Source organism: Streptomyces sp. NPDC030814 (assembly GCF_055572155.1).
The window spans coordinates 238,247-263,934 of the sequence record NZ_JBVIDX010000008.1 but is presented as its reverse complement, the minus strand read 5'-3'; the positions used below and the strand labels follow the sequence as shown (position 1 = coordinate 263,934).

Below are 25,688 nucleotides of genomic sequence, written 5' to 3'. Positions count from 1 at the left end.
TCGAACGTAGCACGGAAACCGCCCCACCAGGCCCGGCCGATGTTCACCCTGACGCCCATGAATCCAGCGAGCACGCACGCGTACGACCCCGCACGCACCATGCCGAGAGCACTGGCCACCGAGGCCGTGCACGCCGGCCGCGACGATCTCGCGCGCCAGGGCCTGCACGCCGCGCCCATCGACCTGTCCACGACCTACCCCTCGTACGACAGCCGCGGGGAGGCCGCCCGTATCGACGCGTTCGCCGTCGACGGCGCCGAGCCGGAGGGCACGCCGATCTACGGACGGCTCGGCAATCCGACTGTCGCCCGCTTCGAGACCGCCCTCGCCCGCCTGGAGGGCACCGAGAGCGCCGTCGCCTTCGCCAGCGGCATGGCCGCGCTGAGCGCCGTGCTCCTCGCCCGCGCCTCCATGGGCCTGCGCCATGTCGTCGCCGTACGGCCCCTGTACGGCTGCAGCGACCATCTCCTCACCGCGGGGCTGCTCGGCTCGGAGGTCACCTGGGTCGACCCGGCCGGCGTGGCGGGGGCGCTGCGGCCCGACACGGGTCTGGTGATGGTCGAGTCCCCGGCCAACCCGACCCTCGCCGAGCTCGATCTACGGGCCCTCGCCCACTCCTGCGGCTCGGTCCCGCTCCTCGCGGACAACACCTTCGCCACGCCGGTCCTGCAGCGGCCCGTCGAACAGGGGGCCCGGCTCGTCCTGCACAGCGCCACCAAGTACCTCGGCGGCCACGGGGACGTCATGGCCGGGGTCGTGGCCTGTGACGAGGAGTTCGCCGGGCGACTGCGGCAGATACGCTTCGCGACCGGTGGCGTCCTCCACCCGCTCGCCGGCTACCTCCTCCTGCGCGGCCTCGCGACCCTTCCCGTGCGTGTCCGGGCGGCGTCCGCGACCGCCGCGGAGCTGGTCCGCCGGCTCAGCGCCGACCCGCGGGTGGCGCGGGTCCACTACCCCCGCATCGGCGGGGCCATGATCGCCTTCGAGGTCCATGGGGACCCTCATGACGTCATCGCCGGCGTCCGGCTGATCACGCCCGCCGTCAGCCTCGGCAGCGTGGACACCCTGATCCAGCACCCGGCCTCCATCAGCCACCGCATCGTCGACGAGACCGACCGCCGGGGCGCCGGTGTGAGCGACCGCCTGCTGCGGATGTCGGTGGGCCTGGAGGACGTGGACGACCTGTGGGCGGACCTGGACGGGGCGCTGGGCGCGGGCACCACCGTCACCGCCGACTCCAGCTCCGGTGCGGAACGGCCGTCGATGAGTCTCGGGTCGGCATTCGGCCGCTGAGCAGGTCCTGAGGGGCATTGCCGCAACCGGCCCTGCCTTGAGGGGCATTGCCTCGAGTGCCGGGTGCCGGGTGCTGGGTGCCGGCTGCCGGACTCCGGCTGCCGGACTCGGGCCAACGGCGATGTCCTGGTCCTTGAAGAAGAACCTGTGACAGGGCTCAGGGGCTGCGCTCAGGCGCTGGGCTCAGGCGCTGGACTCAGGGCTTCGGACTGGGGCTTGATCTCGGCGGCTTCTCGGCTTCTCGGCTCCCGAACGCATGGGCCCCGGGGCTCTGGGTGTCGAGGCTCGTGGGCTCCGGGGCTCGCGGTTGGGCGCTCCGGCGTTCAGATCCCGGCGTTCAGATCCCGGGTTACGGGTTCCGGGTTCCGGTCGGCGGGCTCCGCGGCCTGGGATCTGGGCATCAGGGCGCGGTTGCCCGCGATGTCGATGTCGACCTCGTGGCGTCGCGGGCCGGCGAGGAAGTCCTCGCAGGTGAGTCGATCACCTCGTCGGCGCCCAGCGCCCGCACGGCGTCGAGTTTCACCGTGCGGGCGACGGCCGTGACCCGGGCGGCGAGGACGTGGGCGAGTTGGACGGCGAAGGTCCCCACTCCGCCGGCCGCTCCGGTGATCAGAACCTCCCGGCCCTCCTGGACCCGGCCCTTGTCGCGAACCACCTGGAGCGCGGTGACGGCGAAGTGCGGGAGCCGGCCACCGGCTCCCGCAGTTCCGTATGCCGCCCCGCTGCGGCCGGGGCCGGTCACCGGCCCCGGCGGAGTCCTTCCGCGTCCTCGGCCCGGCGCGCCGGCACGGCCGTCAGGCGGGCCGTGATCACCAGCGTCCCCTCCTCGACCTGGTAGTCGAGTGGCAGGCCCAACGCCCGCATCGCCGCGACCATCCCCGTGTTGGACGACTGTGTCACGACGTATACGTTCGCGCAGCCGGCCTCGCCCGCCATGGCCACCAGCCTGCGGAGCAACTCGCTGCCGATACCGCGCCGCTGCCAGTCGTCCTCGACGAGCAGCGCGATCTCCGTCTCGTCGCCGTCCCAGAGCAGGTGTCCCAGTCCGACGAGGCGCCCCGAGGCGGTCTGCGCGGCGAGCGTCCGCCCGAAACGGGGGCTCAGCAGATGCTTGAGATACCGGTCCGCGTCGGCGACCGGTCCGTGGTACCGCATGCTCAACGTCCGCGCCGAGCACCGCTCGTGCATGGCCTTCGCCGCTCGCAGGTCCCCGGCGTCGGCACGGCGCACCGTGATGTCGTCGCCCTCGGGCAGCGTCAGTACGTCCTGGCTGCGAGGGATTCGCGGCCCCAGCCGGGCGTCCAGCTCCACCAGCGCCCGCGCCCGCGCGAACTCCGTGGGTGTGAAAGGCAGATACGGCCGCTCCACGGTGATGACCCCGCCCTCAGGCCCCCGCAGTCGCATCACCGTGCCCTCCAGGGCGCCCTCGACCGGGGCGCTCTCCTGGACCCGGCCCGAGCCGGGGGCGGTGGCGGGCAGTGACCGGATGGTGCAGCGGCCGAGCAACTGGCGTAGCGTCAACGGAAGTTCCGCGGCGTCCAGCGCCGTACGGGTCGCCAGGCCGAGCACCCTCGTCGGCGCGTCCACCAGATCGTGGGTGTCGCCCCGCTCGATCCAGGTATCGCTGCCGCCCGCGCCCGACACCGCCCGGCTGATCTCCGTGGCGGACAGCTCCGCGGGCGCCCGCAGCAGGAACTCGTCCACGGTGCCCTCGGCCAACGGGTGCGTCTGCAGGCTCAGGATGTCCACCCCGTGGTCGGCCAACGCCGTGCACAGCATCGCCAGAGAGCCCGGTTCGTCCTTCACCGTCGTCCGCATCCGCCACAGCACGGCGGCTTCGGCCACGGCCTCGGCGCCCGCCTCGACCACTCCGCCCGGCCCGGCCTGCCGCTGCGCGGTGAGCGGCGGCCGGGCGTCGGTATCGCTACTCGGCGGCGCGTGCCCGTGGCGTCGTGCCCACCGTGCGTGGAACGCGGCGGCGGCCAGCAGGAGGGCCGTCGGGGCCGCCAACAGCGCGGCACCGCGCGGCCCGTGTCCGGCCGGGCCCGACACCGCCTCGGCCGCGGCGACCGCCGCGAGCAGCGCGGCGAGGCCGACCATGGCCCGCCGCCAGTGGCGTACCGGGCGACCGTTCCTCGCCCGGGTCACATCAGACATGTCTGCAGTCATGTGGCTACTGTGAAGGAAGGGTGTTGCGCGATCACGAACGCTTTGTGACCGGCCGGTAAAAGCATCCTTCCGTACCTTTTGTTCCAGATTGGATGACCGGTGGGTCCCGGATCAGCCCGCCAGCGCCGTGCGCAGCCGCCGTGCCTCGGTCACCAGCCGGGACGAGCCCCTCCGGTCCGCCGCCAGTTCGAGGTGGGGCAGCTCCCCGTGTGCCCCGGACCGCTCCACGCATTCCGCGGCGACGGCCATCAGTTCTCCGAGCCCCCGCGCCGGCGTCGTCGCCCTGCTCTTGCCCTTGGCGTCGTCCGAGCCGTCCGAGCCGTCCGAGCCGCCCGCGCGGTCCAAGCCGTCCTTGCCGTGCGTGCTGTTCGCGCCGCCCTGGTCGTCGGCGAGTTCGGCGAGCAGGTGCGGCAGGGCCGCTCGCAGAAGCGACCAGGCCGTGCCGTATGCCCCGGTGGACGCCGCCGTGCGTATCGCCTCGGCGATCCGCAGCGGCTTCACACATCCCGCCACGGCCAGTCGCCCGAGATCGGTGCCCGTCTGCTCGATGTCGAGCTGCCCCCGGGCCGCCAGGACCAGCAGGGCGTCCACGGCGGCGAGCCGGTCCTCCGGGCGCTTGGCCCCCAGCCCGTACACCACGCAGAGCCGCACGGCCGGGCCCGTCTCGCCCTCCGCCTCGGCGAGCGTCGGCAGGAACGGGAAGCCGGCCCGCGTGTCCTCGACGGCTCCCTGCGAGAGGTCCCGCAGGACGCGTCCCGCCACCAGCTCCGGGCGCCCGGGAACGACCGCCAGCCAGTGCCGCCACTCCGAGTCGTCCCAGTGGGAGCAGTACCAGCGGGCCCGGTAGACGGACAGCGGACGCCCCAGCCGACGGATCTGCGGAGGGAAGGAGTCGCTCTGCAGCTCCGGGAGTTCCCCGAACTCCACCAGGACTCTCGGTCCCTTCGTACGGCAGCGCTGAGCCGGCTGGGAGGGCACGTCGGTCGCCAGCCACTCCGCCAGCCGGTCGCCCTCCTGCGTGCCCAGCTCGCGCGCTGCCGTCGCGGCGGCGGCCATCGCGGCCGCGTCGCCGCGCCGCACCCGCAGCAACGCCTGCGCGAAGTCGACCTGACCGGGCCGGGTACCGAGACTCCGGCAGGCGCCGAGCCTCTCCACCAGTTCCCCGGCCTCCAGCGACCCCGTGCTCCAGGTGGGTGTGGCCAGCAGGAACGGCAGCGGCTCCGTGCGGACGCGGTAAGCGATCTCCCGCAGCCGGGCGTCGAAGACGTCGGCGAGACCGCTGTGCACACATCCGTCGGACACGGACGTGTTCTGCTGCGCTCCGCGCAGGGAGGAGAGGCGGACCCGCTCGAACAGCGACGCCAGGACGATCTCCAGACCGTGCGGGGACTCCCGGAAGTACCGGTCGACGTGTTCCCGCTCCATCTCCGCCCACCAACGCCTCGCCGCCACCGGGCGGAGCGCCTCCACCAGCCCCTCGCGATCCCGGTGCGCATGCCGAACGAGTCCGTCCAGCGCCCGCTCGAACGCGCTGACGTCGCCGTCCGAGGCCAGCAGCGCGTTGATCTCCTCGGCGAGTTCGGCGACCGTCCCCGGCGCGGGCGCGAGGGGTGTCGGCAGGGGGACGGGAGGGAGCAGCTCCTCGTACGCCTCGGCGGCCTGTTCCATGGGGGAGACGCCGAGGATCTCGTGCGCGCGGGCCCGCAGGCCCGGGCTCAGATCGGCCGCCGCGGCGGTGATCTCGTCCCGCGCGGCGTCCTCGTGGTCGATGTGGCCGATGTGCCGCTCGACCAGCTTCAGCGCCCTCTCCTGCACCTCCGTGTCGTCGTGACCGAACGCCTGGGCGAGCACCGGGAGCAGCTCCCCCGCGGTGGACGGGTCCTGCTTGAGCACCTTGCCCAGGAGGACCAGCTGCGAGCGGACGAGCTTGCGCTCGGTGCGGAAGAGCACGGCACCGGACATCTCCGTGAGCCGGCGTGCCCCCAGCTCGCCGTCCAGGGCGAAGCCGGCCAGGACGGACTGGGCGTGCCCGGCCACCGTGGAGGGGGCGTCAGAGCAGAGGGACATCCAGTCCGCGATCCGTTCGCACCGTTCGTCGCGGGTGAGGTCGAGCGAGGCCAGCAGGCCGAGGAACACCTTGTTGTCCGCCGTGGAGCCCCCGCCGCGCAGCAGCCGGGCGACACAGCCGTCGATGAGGACCTTGCGGTCGAGGAGGCCCTCCTCGGCGAGCTGGGTGAGGGCGTCGGTCCAGTTGTTCAGACCCTCGCCGTACCGCCAGTCGCTGCGGGCGCCGATCTCCTCGATGTCGAACAGGGCGGCGACGAGTTCCGTGAGGTGCGGGTCCGTCCGCAGATTGCCGATGACCGTGCCCGCCTTCCAGCGCGCCCGGCCGATGTGCTCCATCCAGCCCCGCACATAGCTCTCGGACGTCGGCACCGCGCAGCCGGCGAGCTTCACCAGGCCGGACATCAGCTGGTAGGGCACCTCCGCGGTGAGCGGGCGCTCCGCCAGCCGGTGCACCAGATCGGCGAGCCAGCGCGGCTCACGGTCGCCGAGCACGTCGATCAGGACCGACGTCGGCGCCTGCCGCCAGCGCATGTCGGATGCCGCGAGCCAGTCGGCCACCGCCGCCGCGCCCGTCTGGCAGGCCGCGCCGGCCGCGTGCAGCGCCGGATAGGCGCGCTGGAACGGCGAACCCCACGGCTCGGCCCGCAGCTTCTTGCGCAACTCCTTCAACTCGGGCATGCACGCCCGTCGCTCGGCGTCCGTCATGGCGTCCGCCAGGATGACCACGTCGCCCGTGCTGCCTGCCCGTACCGCGTTGATCAGCATCGTCGCCGTCATCGCGCACCCCCGTCGATGCTCGTCCCGCTCGGTTCCATGTCGGTCGTGGTGCTGTGCGGTCCCACGGGGGCCGGTGTCCCGCCGGTCTCCGCGTCCGCGCCCCGGCGGACCATCCGCACCGCCAGCGCGTGTTTGCAGGGGCCCCTGCCGCCGCGGTACTTCGCCCACCACAGGCAGGAGCAGCTCAGTGTGCCCTGGTCGTCGCGGACCCGGTGGACATGGCCGTCCTCGGCGGTCACCGTGCCGAGGGAGCCGTCCAGGGACACCGCTCCGGCGGCGACCAGGGCGCGGGCCGAGCGCAGCCGCGGATTGTGGCGCTCGACTCGGTCGGCGTCGTAGGGGAGTTCGCGGTGGAAGTAGGCGGCCTCCGCGGTGTCGTAGCCGACGCGGCCCGAGGTCCCCAGCCGGGTCAGCGCCGCCCGTACCCGCTCGGTGGTGAGACCGGAGGACGCGGCCAGGTCGCCGATGTCGATACGCGGCTCCCAGGCGAGGAGGACCGAGATCAGCTCCGCGTCCTCGGCGGCCTCGTCGGTGGCGAGGGCGTCCAGCACGCCGCCCTCGCCGGAGAAGCCGCGCGCGGCCTCCGGGGACAGTGTGAGGGTGAGCCGCATACCGGGCAGCTCGACCTCCCAGGCACTGGCCAGGGCGGCCGTCCCGGCGGTCGGCGGGCCGTAGACGCGCAGGGCGGTCGCGTGGCGCAGCACCCGCTGGAGGGCCACCAGCCGCTCCGGGCCGGGCAGACAGACGGCGCCCGGCACCGGCCGTGTCGTCGGGCGCAGGGTGCGGCCGGAGGGTACGACCCACTGGGCGCCCCGCGACGCGCCCCGCCCACCACCGCGCGGCAGTGACCGCAGGAACCGTACTGCCTCGGCGGCGGACAGCTCGGCCCGCAGATCGAAACCGGCGGCGATCACCTGGGCCTCGGCGAAACCACGCAGCCAGCGGTCCGGCAGCGGCACCTTCTTCTCCACCACCGGGCCGTCCAGTGTGGTCACCGCCAACTCGTCCGGGCCGACGCGCAGATGGAGCGGATCGTCCGAGCCGACGCGGGACAGCGCCTCGCGCAGCGGGTTGTTGACGTCCACATTGGTCGTGCCGTGTCCGACCTCGCCCCCCTCCAGGACCGGCTCCAGGACGTCGAGCCGGGCGTACACCCCGCCGCAGCCGGAGAACGACTCGAAGCGCAGCCGGTCGCCGTTGCCCGTCACCACCGGGTCCAGGGAGGCCCGTAGTTGCTGCTGGTAGTACCGCGCGGCGGCCACGTCGGCGACCGCGAGCAGCCCGGCCGCGGCCGTCTGAGGTGCCGTCAGGAACCCCGAGAAGAACCGGGGATGGTCCTGGAGGCCCGTCGGGGTCGCACCGCGGGAGGTCTCCAGCCCCAGTCGGGGTCCGCCCGCCGCGGACTCCAGCACGGAGGGTCGGGTATAGGCCACGGCCTGCACAGATCGCGTCATGGGAAAACCGTAGAAGTGCCCACTGACAACGAGTGACGACCTGCGAAAACGCGGCGGACGGCCCGGTGTTGCCGAGCCGTCCGCCACTTGACCGGGGGCCAATATTGCCGCCCCCGTTCAGGCCGTGCGGATCACTGGCCCACGAGCCCCGGCTGGAGCGTCTTGGCGTAGAGCACGGTGCCGTCCTGCTCGCGCAGCCGTACCGTCAATTCCCCGCTGTGCCCGTCGATGTCGACCTCGCCGAAGAACTGGTAGCCGCCGGCGGGCGACACGTTCGCCGTGGTCGGCGCCTTGAGGAAGACCCGCTCGGGACCGAAGGTGTCGTCGAGGGCGTTCGCCGGGAACGCACCGGCGTTGAGCGGGCCGGAGACGAACTCCCAGAACGGCTCGAAGTCGGTGAATGCGGCCCGCGACGGCTGGTAGTGCTGGGCCGAGGTGTAGTGCACGTCGGCCGTCAGCCACACCGTCCCGGTGATCTTCCGGTGCTTGATGAACCGCAGCAGTTCGGCGATCTGCAGCTCACGCCCGAGGGGCGCGCCCGGGTCGCCCTGAGCCACGGCCTCGATGTTCGGCCTCCCGTCGCCGGTGTCCGGTACGACCAGGCCGAGCGGCATGTCGGAGGCGATCACCTTCCACACGGCACGGGACCGCGACAGCTCCCGCTTCAGCCACTGCAACTGCTCGGCGCCGAGAATGCCGACCGGGTCGGTGGTCTGCTTGCCGGGCGAGTTGGCGTTGCGGTACGTCCGCATGTCCAGGACGAACACGTCGAGGAGCGGGCCGTGGCGCAGCACACGGTGGACCCGGCCCTCGCGGGAGCCCGGCCGCAGGGTGGAGACGGGGAAGTACTCGCTGAAGGCGCGCCGGGCCCGGGACGCGAGCACGTCCACGCTCTTCTCCGTGTAGCGGGCGTCGGTGAGGATCTCTCCCGGATACCAGTTGTTGGTGACCTCGTGGTCGTCCCACTGCACGATCGACGGCACCTGCGCGTTGAACCGCTTCAGGTTCTCGTCCAGCAGGTTGTAGCGGAAGTTGCCGCGGAACTCGGCCAGCGTCTCCGCCACCTTGGCCTTCTCCTCGGTGGTGATGTTCCGCCAGGTCCCGCCGCCGGGGAGCGCCGCCGTCGGGGCGATCGGCCCGTCCGCGTAGATCGTGTCACCGCTGAACAGGAAGAAGTCCGGGTCCAGCCGGCCCATCGCGTCGAAGATGCGGTAGCCGCCGCGATCGGGGTTGATGCCCCAGCCCTGCCCGGCCAGATCGCCCGACCAGAGGAACCGCACACCGGAGCGCCGTTTCACCGGGGTCGTACGGAACGTGCCCGTGACCGGTTCGCCGGTGCGGCGGGGGTCGTCCGGGTCGGCGAGGAGCACCCGGTAGTGGATCTGCTCGCCGGCCGGCAGGCCGCGCAGCCGGGTCGTACCGGTGAAGTCGGTGCCGGCGCCGAGCAGCGGGCCGTGCCATCTGCGCGGGTTGCGGAACGACTCGGTGGCGGACGTCTCGACGATCATGCGCGCCGGCCGGTCCGAACGCACCCACACCAGTCCGGAGTGGGCGCTCACGTCTCCGGTCTGCACACCCCAACCGGCCCGCGGCCGCCCCGACAGGGCGAACGCCGGAGCCGCGGCGAGCGAGCCGGGGACGGCCAGGGCCGCCGACGCGGCCAGGGAACCGCGCAGCACACTGCGGCGGCCAGGCAGGGAGATCGGCGGACGGTGTGACATGAATGAGCCTCCTGGGACGGATTCGGCCAATGCGCAGTGCCACAAGTACTGGTGCGCCGAGGCGCACGCGGAAACGACAAGTGAACAACTGACCGGGGTCGCGGGGGAAGCAGGCCGTGGCGCTGCGAGCGGGGCGTGTCGCGGGGCCGCGGGTGGCGGACGGGAGCTTTCGCGGCATGGGCTAGCGGGAGGCCTCCGCCATCAGCCGTACGCCCTCCCGGATGCGCGCCGGTGACAGGTGCGCGTACCCCAGGACCAGTCGCGGTCGGTCGTCCGGCACGCTCCCGTACCGTCCCAGCTCCCGCACCGCGACCCCGGCCGCCGCGACCCGTTCCAGGAAGCGGTCGCACGGTCCGTAGCGCTCGGGCAGCGTGGCGATCACATGGAGCCCGGCGGCGATCCCGGACACCCGCGTACCCGGGAGGTGCTCGGTGAGGGCGGCCACCAGGGTGTCCCGGCGTTCGCGGTAGGCCCGCTGGCAGCGGCGCAGTTGCCGGTCGTAGTCGCCGCGCTCCACGAACCGGGCGAACAGGGCCTGGTCGAGGGTGGGATGGCCGAGATCCATGGTCCGCTTGCGCTCGACGACCTCCTCGGCCAGCGACGCCGGTACGAGGAGCCAGCCGAGCCGCAGCCCCGGCGCGAGCGACTTGCTGACGGAACCCGTGTACGCGACCCGGTCGGGGTCGAGGCCCTGGAGGGCGCCCACGGGGGCGCGGTCGTAGCGGAAGTCGCCGTCGTAGTCGTCCTCGACGATCAGACCGTCCACCGACCGTGCCCAGTCGAGGAGTTCGGTCCGGCGCCGCGCCGAGTAGGCGATGCCCGAGGGGAACTGGTGGCACGGCGTCGTCACCACCGCCCGCACCCCCGAATCACGCAGCGGCCCCATGGCCGGCCCCGCCTCGTCCAGCGGCAGCGGCACGGTGCCGATCCCGGCGGCGGCGTACAGGGACGTGTGCTCCGGGCTGCCGGGGTCCTCGACGCCCAAGACGCGTGACCCGCGCGCGTGCAGCACGAAGCCGAGCAGGGTCATCGCCTGGGCGACCCCGGAGACCACCACCAGCCGCTCGGGGTCGGCGACCACGCCCCGGCGGCGGGCGAGCAGTTCGGCCAGGGCGGTACGCAGCCGGGGCAGACCCCGCGGATCCGGGTAGCCGAGTGCGTCGTGGGGGAGTTCCGCGAGCACCCCGCGCTGCGCGGCGGCCCAGGCGGCGCGCGGGAAGAGCGACAGGTCGGGAGTCCCGGGGACGAAGTCGGCGAGGGCACCGGGGGAGCGGGGAGCCAGATCACGCGCGCGTGGCGGGGCGGCACGGACCGCGGCCTCCACCCAGGTTCCCGCCCCCCGGCCGCTGCGCAGATACCCCTCCGCCGCCAACTGCTCGTACGCCTCCGTCACCAGCCCGCGCGACACCCCCAGATCGGCGGCGAGATCCCGGCTCGACGGCAGCCGGGTCCCCCGGGCGAGCCGCCCCGTACGGATCGCCTCCCGCAGCGCGGCCTGCAACGTACGTCCACGCGCGCGTGCGGGCGCCGAGGCGACCGGCAGCAGCAACTCCCAGGCGGCGGCCCAGGGCGTGGACTCCTCGCCGTCCAAGGGGGAGGAGTCCGGCGGCGAATTGGTCCCCGATGACGTCATGGAAGTGGACCTTAAACCGGTCCGCCCGCGTCCCTAGCGTCACCGTCATGAACGCCACCACCGCTCGCGGAGCCCTGCTCGCCGCCCTCGCCTGTGTCCTCGTCGGCGGCTCCTTCACCGCCAACAGCGTCCTCGGCGACTACCCGTACGCAGGCGGCCAGTTCCTCCGCTACGGACTCGCCTGCCTGCTGCTGCTCCCGCTCCTGGGCCGGGGCGGCACGGCACCGCTGCGCCGCCTCACCGCCCGGCAGTGGCTGCGGCTGGCGCTGCTCGCGGCGGTCGGCATGGTCGGCTTCAACCTCGCCGTGCTCGCCGCCGAGCGCACGGCGGAACCGGCCGTGCCCGGCGTGTTCGTGGGATGCGCCCCGGTGGTCGTGGCCGTGCTGGTGCCCCTGTCGGAGGGCCGGCGCCCGCAACGTGCCGTCCTGTACGGGGCGTCGCTGGTCGCGGCGGGCGCGTTCACCGTCCAGGGCTGGGGCCGCACGGACGGTACCGGGATCACCTTCTCCCTCTGCGCGCTGGCCGGTGAGGTCGGCTTCGCGGTCCTGGCCGTGCCGGTGCTGCGGCCGCTCGGACCGCGGCTGCTGTCGACGGCCGTGTGCGGTGTCGCCGCGGTCGAGTCGGCGGCCGTCGGCCTGGTCGTCGACGGCGGCGCCTGGCTGCGCCGTCCGGACGGCACCGAGGCCACCGCGCTGGTGTGGCAGGCGGCGGTCGTCACCGTCATCGGGTTCGTGTGCTGGTACATGGGTATGCAGCGCATCGGCGCCGAACGCGCCACCCTGTTCTCCGGCCTCATCCCGGTGGCCGCCGCCTGCACCGCGCCCCTCGTCGGCACCGGCTCCTACGGCGCCGCCCAGGCCGCGGGCAGTGCCCTGGTGGGCGCCGGGGTCGTCCTGGGCTCGGGGCTGGCCGCCCGCCGCCCGTCAGCGGCTGCCGTCGAGGATGACGCGGGCCACCAGCGCCGGGTCGTCGTTCATCGGGCAGTGGCCGCAGCCGGGCAGCCGCACCAGCCGGGCCCCGGGGATGATCCGCTTGGCGCGGACGCCCTGCCGCGGGACGAGCAGCCAGTCCCGCGTGCCCCACGCCACGGTGACGGGCAGCTCCGGGATGTCGTCGGTGAACAGGACGCCGCCACCGGCCCTGAGGGTCGCGTCGAACCCGGTGGCCCCCGCCAGCGCGAGCGTCTCCGCGACCACGGCCTCGGGTGAACGGCGGCTCGGGCGCGCGTAGACGGTGCTCGTCAGCGCGGCCCGGCCGGCCGCCGAGCGCGACAACCGCTCGACCAGCGGCAGCGGCATCCGCCGGGAGATGTGCCGCATCGTGAGCAGGATGCCGAAGGCGTAGCGCCGCTCGGTCTCGTTCCAGAATCCGGCGGGCGACAGGGCCGTGACCGACCGCACGAGTTTCTCGCGGCCCAGCTCCAGGGCGAGGAGACCGCCGAGGGAGTTGCCCGCGACATGGGGGCGGTCGAGGCCGAGCGCCTCGCAGAACGCGCGGAACACGGCGGTGGTCGTGGGCAGGTCGTAGGTCAGGCCGTCCGGGAGGCCGGGGGACGCGCCGAATCCGGGAAGGTCCACACTGATGACCTCGCGCTCGGCCGCCAGCAGGTGCACCACCGGGTCCCAGGCCTGCCGGTGGTGGCCGATGCCGTGCAGCAGGAGCAGGGGTTCGCCGGTGCCCTCGCGCGCGTAGGAGACCGTCACGGGCTGCGGGCCGAGCGGGGAGGGAACCTTGAAGGAGACCGTGGCGGACATGGTGCAGCTCCTCGTCTGTACGGGTGGGGCACGCCGTCGTACGGCATCCCTAGACAGCTTGTCAGCAACCGCTACCGACGGGTAGTCCCCGCGGGTAACAAACGCCCTGGACACCTGACCGCGTGTCGGATGGGATGGTGCCGTGACCACTGACATCGCGACCGACGTCTTCGAAGCGCACCGCCCCGTCCTCATGGGAGTCGCCTACCGCATGCTCGGCAGGGTCGCCGACGCCGAGGACGTGGTCCAGGAGGCATGGCTGCGCTGGACCGGCGCCGACCGGTCCGACGTACGCGAACCCCGCGGCTACCTGGTCCGCGTGACGACCCGTCTCGCCATCGACCGGCTCCGCCAGGTGCAGTCGCGCAACGAGGCCTATCCCGGCCCATGGCTGCCCGAGCCCTACGTCACCGACTACGAGGCCACCGTCCCGGACGCCGCCGAACGCGCCGTGCTCACTGACACCGTCTCCCTCGCCGTCCTCGTCGTCCTCGAGTCCCTCTCGCCCCTGGAGCGCGCCGTGTTCGTGCTCCGGGAGGCCTTCGGTTACCCCTACGCCGAGATCGCCGCCATGCTCGACCGCACCGAGCCCGCCGTGCGCCAACTCGCCGGACGCGCCCGCCGGCACGTCGACGAGCGGCGCCCGCGCTACGAGGTCGACCCGGCCGAGCGCCGGGAGCTCACCGAGCGGTTCCTCGCTGCGGCGGCCGGCGGCGACCTCGACGGGCTCATGGCGCTGCTCGCCCCGGACGTCCGCCTCGTCGCCGACAGCGGAGGCCTCGCCAAGGCGCCGGTGCGGATCATCGAGTCCGCCGACAAGGTGGGGCGCTTCCTGCACGGCGTGTCCGGCCAGGGCGTCGAGGACGCCTCGTTCCGCTTCATGGAGATCAACGGCGGCTTCGCGCTGGTCGTCCTCGCCGCAGGCAAGCCCGACGCCGTGTTCCAGCTCGACGTCGCCGACGGGCGGATCCAGCGCATCCACATCCTGCGCAACCCCCAGAAGCTGCTCGCCCTGTCGCTCGACCGTTAGGGCTGTGACCGGAAAGGTTCACCGGCTCGTCCGTGGACCGTCGGGCTCTCGCCCGTCAACCGCCGTACGACGCGCCACGCGACCGGTCGTACGGCGGTTCGTCCTGCCGTCATGAAGGCTCCGTGAACGCTGTGCCACGCCCTGCCCAGGGGATGCCCGAGGGTTCGAGGATTGGTCTTGACCAAGGGTGGGGGCGCGCCTATGGTCGCAAGAAAGTGCAACAACCTTTAATAAACAAGGGCGCTAAAAACGCCGCCGGGACACGGCGAAGCAGCGGAGGACAGGGTGGGGACCCAGCAGCTCGAAACGGTGCCGGAACCGAAGTACTGGCATCTGAAGACCGTGCTCAGTGAGGCATTGGACTCCGAGTTCTCGGTGGGCGAGATCCTGCCCAACGAGCGTGATCTGGCGGCCCGTTTCGGTGTCGCCCGGGCCACACTCCGCCAGGCGCTGGAACAGCTCGAACTGGAAGGCCGGCTGCAGCGCCGGCGCGGCGTCGGCACCACCGTGGCCCCGCCGCGCGTGGGTGTCTCCGTCGGCGGCGAGCAGCACGTCTGGCCGGGCACCGTCGGCGACGCCTGGCAGGCCGTGGACTGCACGGAGGCGGTTCCGCCCACCGCGGTCGCCGAGATCCTGGAGACCCTCCACGGTGAGCAGGTGCATGTCGTACGGCGCTCCCGTGTGTCTCACGGCCAGCCCGTGGCCGCCGAACTGCTCTACATCCCGGCGGCCTCGGTTCCCGACCTGTCCGCCATAGACGCGCCCTCCGGCTCGGCACGCGCGCGTGCCGTGCTGCGCGAGCTCCAGCGGCTGGAACTGGAGGGGCAGGACCGCTCGGTGGAGCTGGGTTCCGCGCGGGCCGAGGACGCCAAGGAACTGGACCGGCTGCCGGGCGCGCCCGTTCTCATCGTCACGACCCGCTTCTTCGCCGAGGGACGCGCCGCCGCCGTCTCCCTCGCCACCTACCGCGCCGACACGTGTCGCCTGACCTTCGGCGCCTCGGGCGGCGTCGAGATCCACCACGGCCCGGAACGCCGAGCTTCCTGAGGACACCGGGCCTGCGAGCCGCACCCGTCGTGCCCCGGACACTTCCGGGGCACGACGTTTCTCATGGGGCGGAAGAGGGGCCGTGGGTCAGCGCCGGGCCGTGACCGTGCCCTCGACCGCGAAGAGCTGCTCCTCGACATGGTCGAGCGCGAGCCGCAGCGCGCCCATGGCGACGGCCGTCTCGCCCAGCCGGGACAGGGCCACCCGGGGCGGACGCAGGCAGTAGCGTGCGAGTTCGTGCCGCAACGGGCCGAGGACGTCGTCGATGCCGGTCGCCCAGCCGCCGACGACGACCAGCTCGGGGTCGAGCGCGAGCACGAGCGCGGCCACGTCGTGGACCAGCCGCTGTAGGAAACGCTCCACCGCCGCGCGGGCCCGCTCGTCGCCCTCCCGCGCGTGCTGGAACACCTCGGCGACGGCCTGCTCGTCCAGCGGGTGCAGCGGTTCGCCGGTGGTCGACAGCAGCGCCTCCGGTGTGGCCTCACGGCCCAGCAGATGCAGCGCGCCGATCTCCCCGGCCGCGCCCCCGTAGCCCCGGTGCAGCCGCCCGCCGATCAGTGAACCCGCGCCCGGGCTCAGCCCGGCCAGCACGAACACCACGTCGTCGGACTCGGTGGCGGCGCCCTTCCAGTGCTCGGCGACCGCGGCGGCGTTGGCGTCGTTCTCGACCAGCACCGGGCACTTGAAGGAACGGCTCAGCCGCTCGCCCAGGTTCAGCCCCGTCCACTCGGGCAGGGCCGTGCCCAGCCGCACGGTGCCGTCCGCCTCGACGATGCCGGGGGTGCCCACGCCGACCGCGCGCAGCGAGTCCCGCGAGACACCGGATCTGCGGAGCAGCTCCGCGACGGTCGAGCGCAGCCGTTCCAGCCGCTCGTCCGCCACCGCTGTCTCGGCGACGTCCTTGGCCAGTGAGCCCAGCACCCGCCCGTCGAGGTCCGCGAGCAGCGCGGTGACCCCGTGCGAGCCCACCTCCAGGCCCAGCAGGTGCCCCGCCTCCGCCCGGAACCGGTACCGCCGCGCCGGCCGGCCCTGGCGCCGTGCGGCCCCTTCCTCGGCGGCCCGCTCGACCACCAGCCCGGCCTCGACCAGCCCTTCGACGACGCCCTCGACCGTGGGCCGGGACAGCCCCGTCACCCGGGTGATCTCGGTGAGCGTGGCGTGATCCGTGGCGCGCAGTGCGTGCAGCACCACCGCCGAGTTGATTCTCCGGAGCAGAGAGGGATCCCCGCCGGTCAGCTGCCCCAACGCCGTCCTCCCAGCTAGCACGCGTGTCTGCCGGATCGTACTCGTCGACGGGGGCCCCGGCGAGTGCCTGCCCTCCCCGACCCGCACGAGCGTCCCGCGTGCCCACCGCGGCCGCTTCGCCGGCCGACCGCCGCCCCGCCCATCGCCGGCCCACGGCCCCCGCTCCGTCGGCCGACCGCCCCCGCATCGTCGGCCGCCCCGCTGGTCGGGCCCGGCAGCCTCCCCGGCCACCGGGGGTCCCGGTGCCATCCCTGCGCATCCCGTCCGGCGTCGGGCCGGGACCGGCCGCTGACGGGACGCCAATTGTCAGTGGTGCCCGCTTTACTGGACGCATGAGCATCACGCGGCACCTCGCCCTCATCGAGCGGCTGTGCTCCGCCGAGTTCCCCGCTGAGCGCGGCCGGTCGGACGCCGGCACGGGCGGGCCGGGGTTTCACGTCGCCGAATTACAGACGAGTGCCGACTTCTGGGAGGACGACGGCACCCGTCGGGAGGAGACCGAGGAACAGTACGAGGCGGACCGGGACGCCCTGTCGGAGCGGCTCGCCGAGCGCTGGGGCGCGCCGGACGTGTTCAGCCTCTGGAGCGTCCACGACCGTTCCATGGAGGGCGAGGACATACCGGAGCCGTGGGCGGTGCTCAGCGCGCACGTCCCGGATGTGCACCTGTGGCAGGTCGACGGCCGCTGGGTCGCCCTCGGCGTCTCTCAGTGGGACAAGGAACTGCCGTTCCAACTCGTCGCCCTGATAACGGAGACGGATCCGCCCTGACCGGCCCCGGCACCACCCGGGCCGACGGGCCACTGCCCCCGCCCACGGCGGCCTCAGGGGTCCTTTCACTATGCCCGCCCGGGTCGCGCGGTCTGGCACCGCACCTCGCCGCGTTGCCGAAAAGCCCAGGTAGCTCCGCTACCAGGGCTCTCCGGCGCCTTGCGATGCACGGCACCAGACCGCGCGACCTGATCGGACGCTCATAGTGAAAGGACCCCTCAGTCCTCCGCCGCCAGCCGCAGCCGTGCGAACTCCTCCGCCATCGTCGCCGCCGTCCAATGCGCGTTCAGACCGCTGGGGTTGGGCAGCACCCACACCCGGGACGCGCCGATCGTCCGCTCCTGCGGCCCGATCGCGGCCCTGCGGTCACCGAACGCCGCTCGGTAGGCGGTCACCCCGACCACTGCGAGCCACCGCGGCCGCAGCCGCTCCACCTTGGCGGTGAGCAGGCGGCCGCCCTCTACGTACTCCTCCGCCGTCAGCTCGTCGGCACGTGCCGACGCACGGGCGACCACGTTGGTGATGCCGAGCCCGTACGACGGCAACTCGCCCTGCTCGGAAGGCTTCAGCAAGCGGGGCGTGAAACCGGACAGGTGCAGGACCGGCCAGAAGCGGTTGCCGGGCCGGGCGAAGTGGTGGCCGGTCGCGGCCGTCATCAGGCCCGGGTTGATGCCGCAGAACAGCACCCGGAGGCCGTCCGCGACCACATCCGGCACCAGCCGGTCGCGGGCGGCCTCCAGCTCCTCGGGGGTGAAGCGGGTCAGAGGATCGCTCCCGGGGTGTAACCGGCGGCCTCCGGACGCTGCTTGACGATCTCCTCGACGCGGCCGACGACGACGGCGACCTGGTCGGCCGCGGCGCCGGTGAAGGACAGCTTGTCGGCCATCAGCGCGTCGAGCTGCGCCCGGTCCAGCGGGATGCGCTCGTCCGCTGCCAGCTTGTCGAGCAGTTCGTTGCGCTCGGCGCCCTGCTCGCGCATCGCGAGGGCCGAGGCGACGGCGTTCTCCTTGATCGCCTCGTGGGCCACCTCGCGGCCGACGCCCGCACGCACCGCGCCCATCAGCACCTTGGTCGTCGCGAGGAACGGCAGATAGCGGTCCAGCTCACGCGCGACGACGGCCGGGAAGGCGCCGAACTCGTCGAGCACCGTCAGGAACGTCTCCAGCAGACCGTCCAGCGCGAAGAACGCGTCCGGCAGTGCGACCCGGCGCACCACCGAGCAGGACACGTCGCCCTCGTTCCACTGGTCGCCCGCCAGCTCGCCGGTCATCGACGCGTAGCCTCGCAGGATGACCATGAGGCCGTTGACACGCTCGCAGGAGCGGGTGTTCATCTTGTGCGGCATCGCCGAGGAGCCGACCTGGCCCGGCTTGAAGCCCTCGGTCACCAGCTCGTGCCCGGCCATCAGCCGGATGGTCTTGGCCAGCGAGGACGGGGCCGCCGCCAGCTGGACCAGCGCCGTCACCACCTCGTAGTCCAGCGAGCGCGGGTACACCTGGCCGACGGAGGTGAAGGCCTGGGAGAAGCCCAGGTGCCCGGCGATCCGGTCCTCCAGCTCGGCCAGCTTCGCGGCGTCCCCGCCCAGCAGGTCCAGCATGTCCTGCGCCGTGCCCACCGGGCCCTTGATGCCGCGCAGCGGGTAGCGGCCCAGCAGCTCCTCGACCCGGCCGTACGCCACGAGCAGCTCGTCGGCGGCGGTCGCGAAACGCTTGCCGAGGGTGGTGGCCTGGGCGGCCACGTTGTGCGAGCGGCCCGCCATGACCAGCTCGCCGTACTCGCCGGCCAGCTTGCCGAGACGGGCGAGGACCGCCACCGTACGGTCGCGCATCAGCTCCAGGGAGAGACGGATCTGGAGCTGCTCGACGTTCTCGGTGAGATCGCGGGAGGTCATGCCCTTGTGGACGTGCTCGTGCCCGGCGAGATCGTTGAACTCCTCGATCCGCGCCTTCACATCGTGCCGGGTGACCTTCTCGCGCTCGGCGATGGAGGCCAGGTCGACCGTGTCGAGGACCCGCTCGTAGTCGGCGAGCGCCTCGTCCGGCACCTCGATGCCGAGGTCCTTCTGGGCCCGCAGGACGGCCAGCCAGAGCTGCCGCTCCAGCCTCACCTTCTGCTCGGGCGACCAGAGCGTGGCGAGCTCGGTGGAGGCGTAGCGTCCGGCGAGGACGTTCGGGATGCGGGGCTTGGCTGGCGCAGAAGTCACGTGTACGGATTCTACTGGCGATTCCTGCAGGTGAGCGCAGCGGGCCTGCTCGTCGGAACCTACGAGACGCCGGTCACAGGCGTGCCCGATCGGCGAGCGCCCGCCCGCGCGTCCTCCCGGAGGCGGCCTCAGCCCTCGTCGGCGAGTTCGGCCAGGACGTCCCCGTGGCACAGTTCCGGCGTGCACCAGCAGGCCAGTGTCTTGCCCCGCAGCTCGGGGACCAGCTCCAGGAGCTCGGGCCGGGCCGACAGGTACTCCCGGTACTTGGCCATCACCTCGGCGCGCGTCCCGTCCCGCTTCTTCTTGTCGGTGTCGGGCTGGAACGGGTTGTAGAGCGGATGCTGGGGCAGGTCCCAGTGGCCCATGGTCCATCGTCTGCCGATGTACACGATGTCGTCGGGGGCCTTCTCCAGCCGGGGCCCGAAGTCCTGGATGCGGCCCTTCAGGTTGATCACCGTCGTGGTCACGCGTGGCTCCCTCCGGTCCGGCCCCTGCTCGGAATCTCTGAGCTCTAGGTTGCCGGACCCTCGTACGGCAGCAACTCGGCACGCTTCGCCGGCAGCCCGTCGCCCGAGGAACGGCCCGTCAGCCGGCGTCCGATCCACGGCAGCAGATACTGCCGGGCGAAGCGGGCGTGGGCCATCTGGCGGACGAGCCAGGCGGGCGGCGGCGTCGCGGGCATCGGGGTATGCCACTCGGTGTCCTCGGCCGGATAGCCGAGGGTCTGCCAGACGGCTTCGGCTACCCGGCGGTGCCCCTCGGTGGTCAGATGCAGCCGGTCCACGTCCCACATCCGGGGGTCGGCCAGTGACGGCGCGCCGTACAGGTCGACGACGAGCGCGCCGTGCCGGGCGGCCAGGTCGTCGACGCAGACGAACAGCTCCTCCATACGGGGGCGGAACCGTTCCAGGACGGGGCCCTGGCGGCCGGGGCTGCGCATCAGGACGAGCTGCTTGCAGGCCGGCGCGAGGCGTTCCACGGCCTCCTCCAGCAGTCCGCGCACCCGGCCCATGTCGCATTTCGGGCGCAGGGTGTCGTTCAGACCGCCGACCAGCGTGATCACATCCGCGCCCATCGCGGCGGCCACGTCGACCTGCTCCGCGACGATCTGGCCGATGAGCTTGCCGCGTACCGCGAGGTTGGCGTACCGGAAGCCGGGCGAGCGTGCGGCCATCCGGCCCGCGAGGAGGTCCGCCCAGCCCCGGTAGGAACCGTCGGGAAGCCGGTCCGACATGCCCTCGGTGAAGGAGTCGCCGACCGCGACAAGGCTGGAGTACGTGGGATGCGTGGCGTTCGTCTGCATGGCGAAAGCGATGGTATCGCCTTCACATACCCGACGGTCGGTCGCCTGTCGTGCGGACCGGCCTCGTCGCCGACCGCGGCCGGTCGCCCGCCACGCGACCCGTGGTCGGCCGCCCCTGGGCCGTACCCGCGTCAGGCGGCGGGCTGCCCGAGCAGCTCCCGCAGGACGTCCTCCATGGTCACGATCCCGGCGAGCCGCCCGTCCGCGCCGAGCACGGCCGCCAGGTGCGTCCGGCTGCGCCGCATCGCGGTGAGCACGTCGTCCAGGGGCGTGGTCTCCCGGACGCGGGCGATGGACCGCATGTCCCGGATGGGGAAGGGCACATCGCGCGGGGCCGCGTCGAGCGCGTCCTTCACATGGAGGTAGCCCACGATCCGGCGTCCCTCGTCCACCACGGGGAAACGGGAGAACCCGGACTCCGCAGACAGCCGCTCCAGCTCCTCCGGGGTGACGCCCACGCGCGCGTAGACGACGCGTTCCAGCGGGAGGACGACGTCCCGGACCGGCCTTCGGCCCAGTTCGAGCGCGTCGTGCAGCCGCTCCCGGGCACGGTCGTCCAGGAGACCGGCCTCGGTGGAGTCCCGGACGAGCCGGGCCAGCTCCGCATCGGAGAAGGTCGCCGCGACCTCGTCCCGCGTCTCGATCCGCATCAGCTTCAGCAGGGCGTTCGCGAAGGCGTTCACCGTGAAGATCACCGGCCGCAGCGCCCGCGACAGCGTCACCAGCGGCGGGCCGAGCAGCAGGGCGCTGCGCACCGGCTCGGCCAGCGCGATGTTCTTCGGCACCATCTCGCCGAGCAGCATGTGCAGATACGTGGCGAGCGTCAGGGCGATGACGAACGAGATGACATGCCCCGCGCCCTCCGGTACGCCCACCGCGTGGAACACCGGTTCCAGCAGATGCTCGATCGCGGGCTCCGCCACCACACCGAGGACCAGGGTGCACAGGGTGATGCCGAGCTGCGCCGCCGCCATCAGCGCCGACACGTGCCGCAGACCCCACAGCACACTGCGGGCCCGGCGGTCGCCCTGTTCGGCGTACGGTTCGATCTGGCTGCGGCGCACCGAGATCAGCGCGAACTCGGCGCCCACGAAGAAGGCGTTGACGACCAGCGTCGCGAGGCCGATCAGCAACTGGACGGCGGTCATCGCCCCTCCTCCTCGGGTTCGTCGGCGGCGTCGACCGGCGCGTGCAGCAGCACCCGGGCGGCCCGCCGCCCGGAGGCGTCCACGACGTCGAGCCGCCAGCGGGCGACCTCGACGGTGTCGCCGACGGCAGGGATACGGCCCAGCTCGTTGGCGACGAGGCCGGCGAGCGTCTCGTAGGGCCCCTCCGGCACCCTGAGGCCGACGCGGGCGAGCTGGTCGGTGCGGGCGGCGCCGTCGGCCGAGTACAGCTCACGGCCGTCCTCGTCGGTACCCACGGAGGCCAGGTCGGGCGTCTCGTGCGGGTCGTGCTCGTCCCGCACCTCGCCGACGACCTCCTCGACGATGTCCTCCAGCGTCACCACGCCCGCGGTGCCGCCGTACTCGTCGATCACGACGGCCATCGTGCGCTTGCCCGAGAGCCGGTCGAGGACCCGGTCGACGGTCAGCGACTCGGGGACCAGCAGCGGCTCGCGCAGCAGCTCCGACACGGAGGTGCGCAGCCGGCGCTCGGCGGGCACGGCGAGGACGTCCTTGATGTGCACGGTGCCGATCACGGCGTCGAGGCTGCCGCGGTAGACGGGGAAGCGGGACAGTCCCGTCGCCCGGGTCGCGTTCGCCACGTCCTCGCAGGTCGCCAGGGCGTCGAGGGCGATGACCTGCACGCGGGGCGTCATCACGTTCTCCGCGGTCAGGTCGGCCAGGTTCAGCGTCCGCACGAACAGCTCGGCGGTGTCCGCCTCCAGCGCGCCCTCCCTCGCGGAGTGCCGCGCGAGCGCCGCCAGCTCCTGGGGGCCGCGCGCGGAGGCCAACTCCTCGGCGGGCTGGATCCCGAAGAGGCGGACGAGACGGTTGGCGGTGTTGTTCAGGTGGGTGATGAAGGGCCGGAACGCCGCGCTGAACCAGCGCTGCGGGTTCGCCACCTTCTTCGCCACCGACAGTGGCGACGAGATCGCCCAGTTCTTGGGCACCAGCTCGCCGACGACCATCAGGACGACCGTGGACAGCGCCGTACCGATCACCAGCGCGACGGAACCCGACGCGGAGGCAGGCACGCCCACCGCCTCCAGCGGGCCCGCGATGAGCTTGGCGATGGACGGCTCGGCGAGCATGCCGACGACCAGATTGGTGACGGTGATGCCGAGCTGGGCGCCGGACAGCTGGAACGTCAGATTCCGTACGGCCTTGAGGGCGCCGGCGGCGCCCCGTTCGCCGTGCTCCACGGCCCGCTCCAGCCGGCCGCGCTCGACGGTGGTCAGCGAGAACTCGGCGGCCACGAACGCGCCGCAGACCAGCGACAGCAGCACCGCCACCAGAAGGAGGAGCACTTCGGTCATCGGGTCACCTCCGTCCCATGATCCGGCAGGGGCGGGTTGATCGCGCGATGTCGGGTACCCGCGCGGGTGCGACGGGCACCGGGCCGACTACTGGGAGGCTCGCCCATGGGCGGACGCTCACGACCTTTCGTAGAGGTTCACTGGTCCACCCATGGTAAAGGGTCGGCAAAGTGGAGCGTCGTGGTCTCCGGAGGCCGGCTTCCCGGGGCCCCGAGCGGCTTCGCGGCTACAGGGGCTTGACCCAGCGTCGCCAGTGGTCCTCGCGGTGGTAGCCGGCGGCGGCCCAGGCGTGGTGGGCCTGTTCGTTGGCTTCCAGGACCATGGCGTCGACGCGCCGACCGCCCAGGGCGGCGAAACGCTGTTCTGCCGCCTCCAGCAGCGCGGTGGCGATGCCCTGCCGACGGCGGTCCGGGTGCACGGCCAGCCGATAGGCGGAGCACCGCCATCCGTCGAACCCGGCTATGACCGTTCCGACGAGGCCGCCGTCACGCTCCGCGAGAAGCAGGGCCTCGGGGTCCCGCGTGATGAGCCGGGCCACCCCGTCGTGGTCGTCGCTGATGCTCGTTCCCTCCGCGGCGGCGCCCCAGAACCGCAGCACGGTGTCGATGTCCGAGAGGGTGGCGTGGCGGATATGAAGATCGCTCATGGGCCGAGCCAAGCAGAGCACTCGCCGGTCTGGCGAACGGGTTTCCCCACCGGGAAGCGTGACGGGTGGACTCGGTGGCCACGAGGGACGGTGGCTCACGGGACCGAGGCGGTCGGCCGGGGTCCGGCCCGCCGCCGCTGCGAGGTCCGTGGACCGGCCAGGGCCGTGGGTGATCGGGGTGTCGTGCCGCGAGGTTGGTGTCCCGGTTCCGTTCAGGGGCGATGCCCCGGAAAGGCCACCGTGGGTGAGTGCGCGGGGACGACGACGGCCCGGTCGGTGGGGCGGCACCGACCGGGCCATGTTCCTCGCGGGTTCACGCCGACCGGCGACCGCCACGCCACGGCGGGGCCGTCGCGCGGTGGGTGTCCTTCCCGGTGTGGGCGGCCTTGTCGGTCTGGCGGTGCAGCCGGTCCTGCAGCTTGTCGACGACCTCCCGGCCGGTGGCCTCCTCGGCCAGGACGACCACCTGGTGGCCGCCGACGCGCAGGTCGGCCGTGGCCAGCCAGGGGTACTCCGCGTGTCGGCCGGCCGCCCGCACGATCCGCACCTCGCCGGTGACGGCCGGCAGCCCCGGCCGGCCGAGCAGGGCGTCGATCTTCGCGCGGGCGTAGTCGAGCGTCTCCTTGTCCACCGGGCCGTCGGAACGCAACCGCACCGCGGGTGTGGTCCGGGACGTGTCGCTGGTCATGGTGATGTCCTTTCTGAAGGGCTCACGGGGGTCAGGCCACCGGACCGGGCAGCCACAGGTCGGGGCCGAAGACCTCGTAGCGGATGCCGCGGGCCGGGACGCCTGCGGCCAGCAGCTGCCCGCGCACCTCCCGCATGAAGGGCAGCGGGCCGCACAGGAACACGGTGGCGTCCTCGGGCAGTTCGACGCCGTCGAGGTTCATCAGGCCTTCGCGCGCCCCGGGTTCCTGCGGGCCGGGCCGCTCGTACCAGAAGACCGCGCGGGCGCCCGGCAGTCGGCGGACCAGTTCCCGTGTCTCGGCCCGCAGGGCGTGGTCGGAGGGGGAACGGTCGGCGTGCAGCACCAGCACGGGCCGGGGCGAACCGAGGGCCGCCAGATGGGCCAGCATGCCCGTCATGGGGGTGCCGCCGATGCCCGCGGAGACCAGGACGACCGGGGTGGTGGCGTCGGCCGGGTCGTCGAGGAAGACATCGCCGAAGGGGGCGGAGAGCGTCAGTTCGTCCCCCTCGCGGACCTGGTCGTGCAGCAGGGTGGAGACCTCCCCGTCCGGCGTGCCGGCCGTGCCGGCGACGCGTTTGACGGTGATGCGCCGCAGGTCCCCGCCGGGGTCGGAGGACAGGCTGTACTGGCGCAGTTGGTGCACCCCGTCGGGCATCAGCGACCGTACGCTCACGTACTGGCCCGCCCGCGCCCGCGGTGCCGGTCGGCCGTCGGACGGGCGGAGCAGGAAGGACACCACGTCGTCGGTCTCGGTGCGGCGTTCGACGACCGTCCACGGTCGCCATACCTGGCCGGGCTCGACGCCGGCGTCCTGGTAGAGGCGGGCCTCGCGGCCGATGAGCGCGCCGGCCATCAGCCAGTACACCTCGTCCCAGGCGGCGGCCACCTCCGGGGTGACCGCGTCGCCGAGCACCTCGGCTATCGCGCCGAAGAGGTACTTGTGGACGATCGTGTACTGGTCGTCGGTGACCCCGACCGCCGCGTGCTTGTGGGCGATGCGGTCCAGGAGTGTGTCCGGGCGGGTGTCCGGGTCGTCCAGGAGGGCGGTCGCGAACCCGGCGATCGACCCGGCCAGGGCCCGGCGCTGGGCGCCGCTGGCCTGGTTGCCGCGGTTGAACATCCCGTCGAGCAGTTCCGGACGGTCGCGGAACATCGCTCCGTAGAAGCGGGTGGTGATCTCGTCGAGCGCTCCGGCGACGGCGGGCAGGGTGGCACGGACGACAGCGGCGGACTCTTCGGACAGCATGGAGACTCCCGGAAGGGTGGGTGAGTGGGGTGGGGCGCCGCGCCCCGGGGCGACCGTCTTCTGTCTAGCAGGCGGCGGACGGCGTTTCGGGGGCGCTGGACGAAGAGGGGCCGAACGGCCCCGTCGATTCCGGCACAGTGGCCCCACCGGTCCCGGCCGG

At 73.0% G+C, this 25,688-nt stretch carries 21 protein-coding genes and 1 pseudogene; 5 read left to right on the top strand and 17 right to left on the bottom strand.

Translation table 11 applies throughout. From position 1 onward, the window contains the following. The first annotated feature begins 57 nt into the window (after positions 1-57). The gene (locus ACZ43N_RS19585) at positions 58-1,293 is read left to right on the top strand and encodes a trans-sulfuration enzyme family protein (protein ID WP_468098922.1); all 1,236 of its coding nucleotides are present in this window, start codon (positions 58-60) and stop codon (positions 1,291-1,293) included. A gap of 400 nt (positions 1,294-1,693) precedes the next feature. Here the strand turns inward: ACZ43N_RS19585 and ACZ43N_RS19580 are convergent, their stop codons facing one another. From ACZ43N_RS19580 to pdxR, 6 genes are all read right to left on the bottom strand, one after another. Beyond that, the gene (locus ACZ43N_RS19580; RefSeq protein WP_468098921.1) at positions 1,694-2,035 is read right to left on the bottom strand and encodes a zinc-binding dehydrogenase; all 342 of its coding nucleotides are present in this window, start codon (positions 2,033-2,035) and stop codon (positions 1,694-1,696) included. Continuing rightward, positions 2,032-3,450 (bottom strand): GNAT family N-acetyltransferase, encoded by a 1,419-nt coding sequence (locus ACZ43N_RS19575; protein WP_468098920.1) that lies wholly within the window; start codon positions 3,448-3,450, stop codon positions 2,032-2,034. Before ACZ43N_RS19575 ends, ACZ43N_RS19580 begins: the two co-directional genes overlap by 4 nt. Positions 3,451-3,573: 123 nt before the next feature. Then, on the bottom strand, positions 3,574-6,306 hold the full coding sequence (locus ACZ43N_RS19570; RefSeq protein ID WP_468098918.1) for a DUF7824 domain-containing protein: 2,733 nt from the start codon (positions 6,304-6,306) through the stop codon (positions 3,574-3,576). Then, positions 6,303-7,760 (bottom strand): SWIM zinc finger family protein, encoded by a 1,458-nt coding sequence (locus tag ACZ43N_RS19565; protein WP_468098916.1) that lies wholly within the window; start codon positions 7,758-7,760, stop codon positions 6,303-6,305. Before ACZ43N_RS19565 ends, ACZ43N_RS19570 begins: the two co-directional genes overlap by 4 nt. A gap of 131 nt (positions 7,761-7,891) precedes the next feature. Next, complete coding sequence (locus ACZ43N_RS19560; RefSeq protein WP_468098915.1) at positions 7,892-9,481, bottom strand: alkaline phosphatase D family protein; 1,590 nt, start codon at positions 9,479-9,481, stop codon at positions 7,892-7,894. A gap of 181 nt (positions 9,482-9,662) precedes the next feature. Beyond that, positions 9,663-11,114 carry a MocR-like pyridoxine biosynthesis transcription factor PdxR gene (gene pdxR / locus ACZ43N_RS19555; protein WP_468098914.1) on the bottom strand — a complete coding sequence of 484 codons (1,452 nt, stop codon included), beginning with the start codon at positions 11,112-11,114 and terminating at the stop codon, positions 9,663-9,665. Here pdxR and ACZ43N_RS19550 point away from each other — a divergent pair. Further along, a pseudogene (locus ACZ43N_RS19550) lies at positions 11,105-11,518 on the top strand (EamA family transporter); the annotation flags it as partial. The gene pdxR and the pseudogene ACZ43N_RS19550 overlap by 10 nt on opposite strands. A 519-nt stretch (positions 11,519-12,037) precedes the next feature. Here ACZ43N_RS19550 and ACZ43N_RS19545 read toward each other — a convergent pair. After that, positions 12,038-12,868 (bottom strand): alpha/beta fold hydrolase, encoded by an 831-nt coding sequence (locus ACZ43N_RS19545; RefSeq protein WP_468098913.1) that lies wholly within the window; start codon positions 12,866-12,868, stop codon positions 12,038-12,040. 142 nt (positions 12,869-13,010) lie between these two features. On the opposite strand from ACZ43N_RS19545, the gene ACZ43N_RS19540 reads away from it, so the two are divergent. Further along, entirely contained in the window at positions 13,011-13,898 is an 888-nt protein-coding gene (locus ACZ43N_RS19540) for an RNA polymerase sigma-70 factor (protein WP_468098912.1), read from the top strand. Positions 13,899-14,183: 285 nt separating this feature from the next. Continuing rightward, positions 14,184-14,945: a GntR family transcriptional regulator gene (locus ACZ43N_RS19535; RefSeq protein ID WP_468098911.1), complete on the top strand. Its 762-nt coding sequence runs from the start codon at positions 14,184-14,186 to the stop codon at positions 14,943-14,945. 87 nt (positions 14,946-15,032) lie between these two features. Here ACZ43N_RS19535 and ACZ43N_RS19530 read toward each other — a convergent pair whose 3' ends face one another. Then, on the bottom strand, positions 15,033-16,190 hold the full coding sequence (locus ACZ43N_RS19530) for an ROK family transcriptional regulator (RefSeq protein WP_468098909.1): 1,158 nt from the start codon (positions 16,188-16,190) through the stop codon (positions 15,033-15,035). Between the two features lie 332 nt (positions 16,191-16,522). Between ACZ43N_RS19530 and ACZ43N_RS19525 the strand changes: the two genes are divergently transcribed. Then, positions 16,523-16,960, top strand: coding sequence for a hypothetical protein (locus tag ACZ43N_RS19525; protein ID WP_468098908.1), 438 nt, complete (start codon positions 16,523-16,525; stop codon positions 16,958-16,960). 218 nt (positions 16,961-17,178) lie between these two features. Here the strand turns inward: ACZ43N_RS19525 and mug are convergent, their stop codons facing one another. From mug to ACZ43N_RS19480, 9 genes are all read right to left on the bottom strand, one after another. Further along, complete coding sequence (mug, locus tag ACZ43N_RS19520) at positions 17,179-17,676, bottom strand: G/U mismatch-specific DNA glycosylase (RefSeq protein WP_468098906.1); 498 nt, start codon at positions 17,674-17,676, stop codon at positions 17,179-17,181. A gap of 44 nt (positions 17,677-17,720) precedes the next feature. Then, a complete protein-coding gene (gene purB / locus ACZ43N_RS19515) occupies positions 17,721-19,163 on the bottom strand; it encodes an adenylosuccinate lyase (RefSeq protein WP_468098904.1) in 1,443 nt (480 codons plus the stop codon). Between the two features lie 128 nt (positions 19,164-19,291). Continuing rightward, complete coding sequence (locus ACZ43N_RS19510) at positions 19,292-19,630, bottom strand: DUF4326 domain-containing protein (protein ID WP_468098903.1); 339 nt, start codon at positions 19,628-19,630, stop codon at positions 19,292-19,294. Between the two features lie 44 nt (positions 19,631-19,674). Continuing rightward, entirely contained in the window at positions 19,675-20,466 is a 792-nt protein-coding gene (locus ACZ43N_RS19505; protein ID WP_468098902.1) for an SGNH/GDSL hydrolase family protein, read from the bottom strand. Positions 20,467-20,597: 131 nt separating this feature from the next. Then, positions 20,598-21,614 carry a hemolysin family protein gene (locus ACZ43N_RS19500; RefSeq protein ID WP_468098901.1) on the bottom strand — a complete coding sequence of 339 codons (1,017 nt, stop codon included), beginning with the start codon at positions 21,612-21,614 and terminating at the stop codon, positions 20,598-20,600. Continuing rightward, on the bottom strand, positions 21,611-22,948 hold the full coding sequence (locus ACZ43N_RS19495) for a hemolysin family protein (RefSeq protein WP_468098900.1): 1,338 nt from the start codon (positions 22,946-22,948) through the stop codon (positions 21,611-21,613). Before ACZ43N_RS19495 ends, ACZ43N_RS19500 begins: the two co-directional genes overlap by 4 nt. Before the next feature lie 226 nt (positions 22,949-23,174). After that, positions 23,175-23,594, bottom strand: coding sequence for a GNAT family N-acetyltransferase (locus tag ACZ43N_RS19490; RefSeq protein ID WP_468098899.1), 420 nt, complete (start codon positions 23,592-23,594; stop codon positions 23,175-23,177). 313 nt (positions 23,595-23,907) lie between these two features. Further along, a complete protein-coding gene (locus ACZ43N_RS19485; RefSeq protein ID WP_468098897.1) occupies positions 23,908-24,282 on the bottom strand; it encodes a hypothetical protein in 375 nt (124 codons plus the stop codon). 31 nt (positions 24,283-24,313) lie between these two features. Beyond that, the gene (locus tag ACZ43N_RS19480; RefSeq protein ID WP_468098895.1) at positions 24,314-25,528 is read right to left on the bottom strand and encodes a globin domain-containing protein; all 1,215 of its coding nucleotides are present in this window, start codon (positions 25,526-25,528) and stop codon (positions 24,314-24,316) included. Positions 25,529-25,688: the final 160 nt, after the last annotated feature.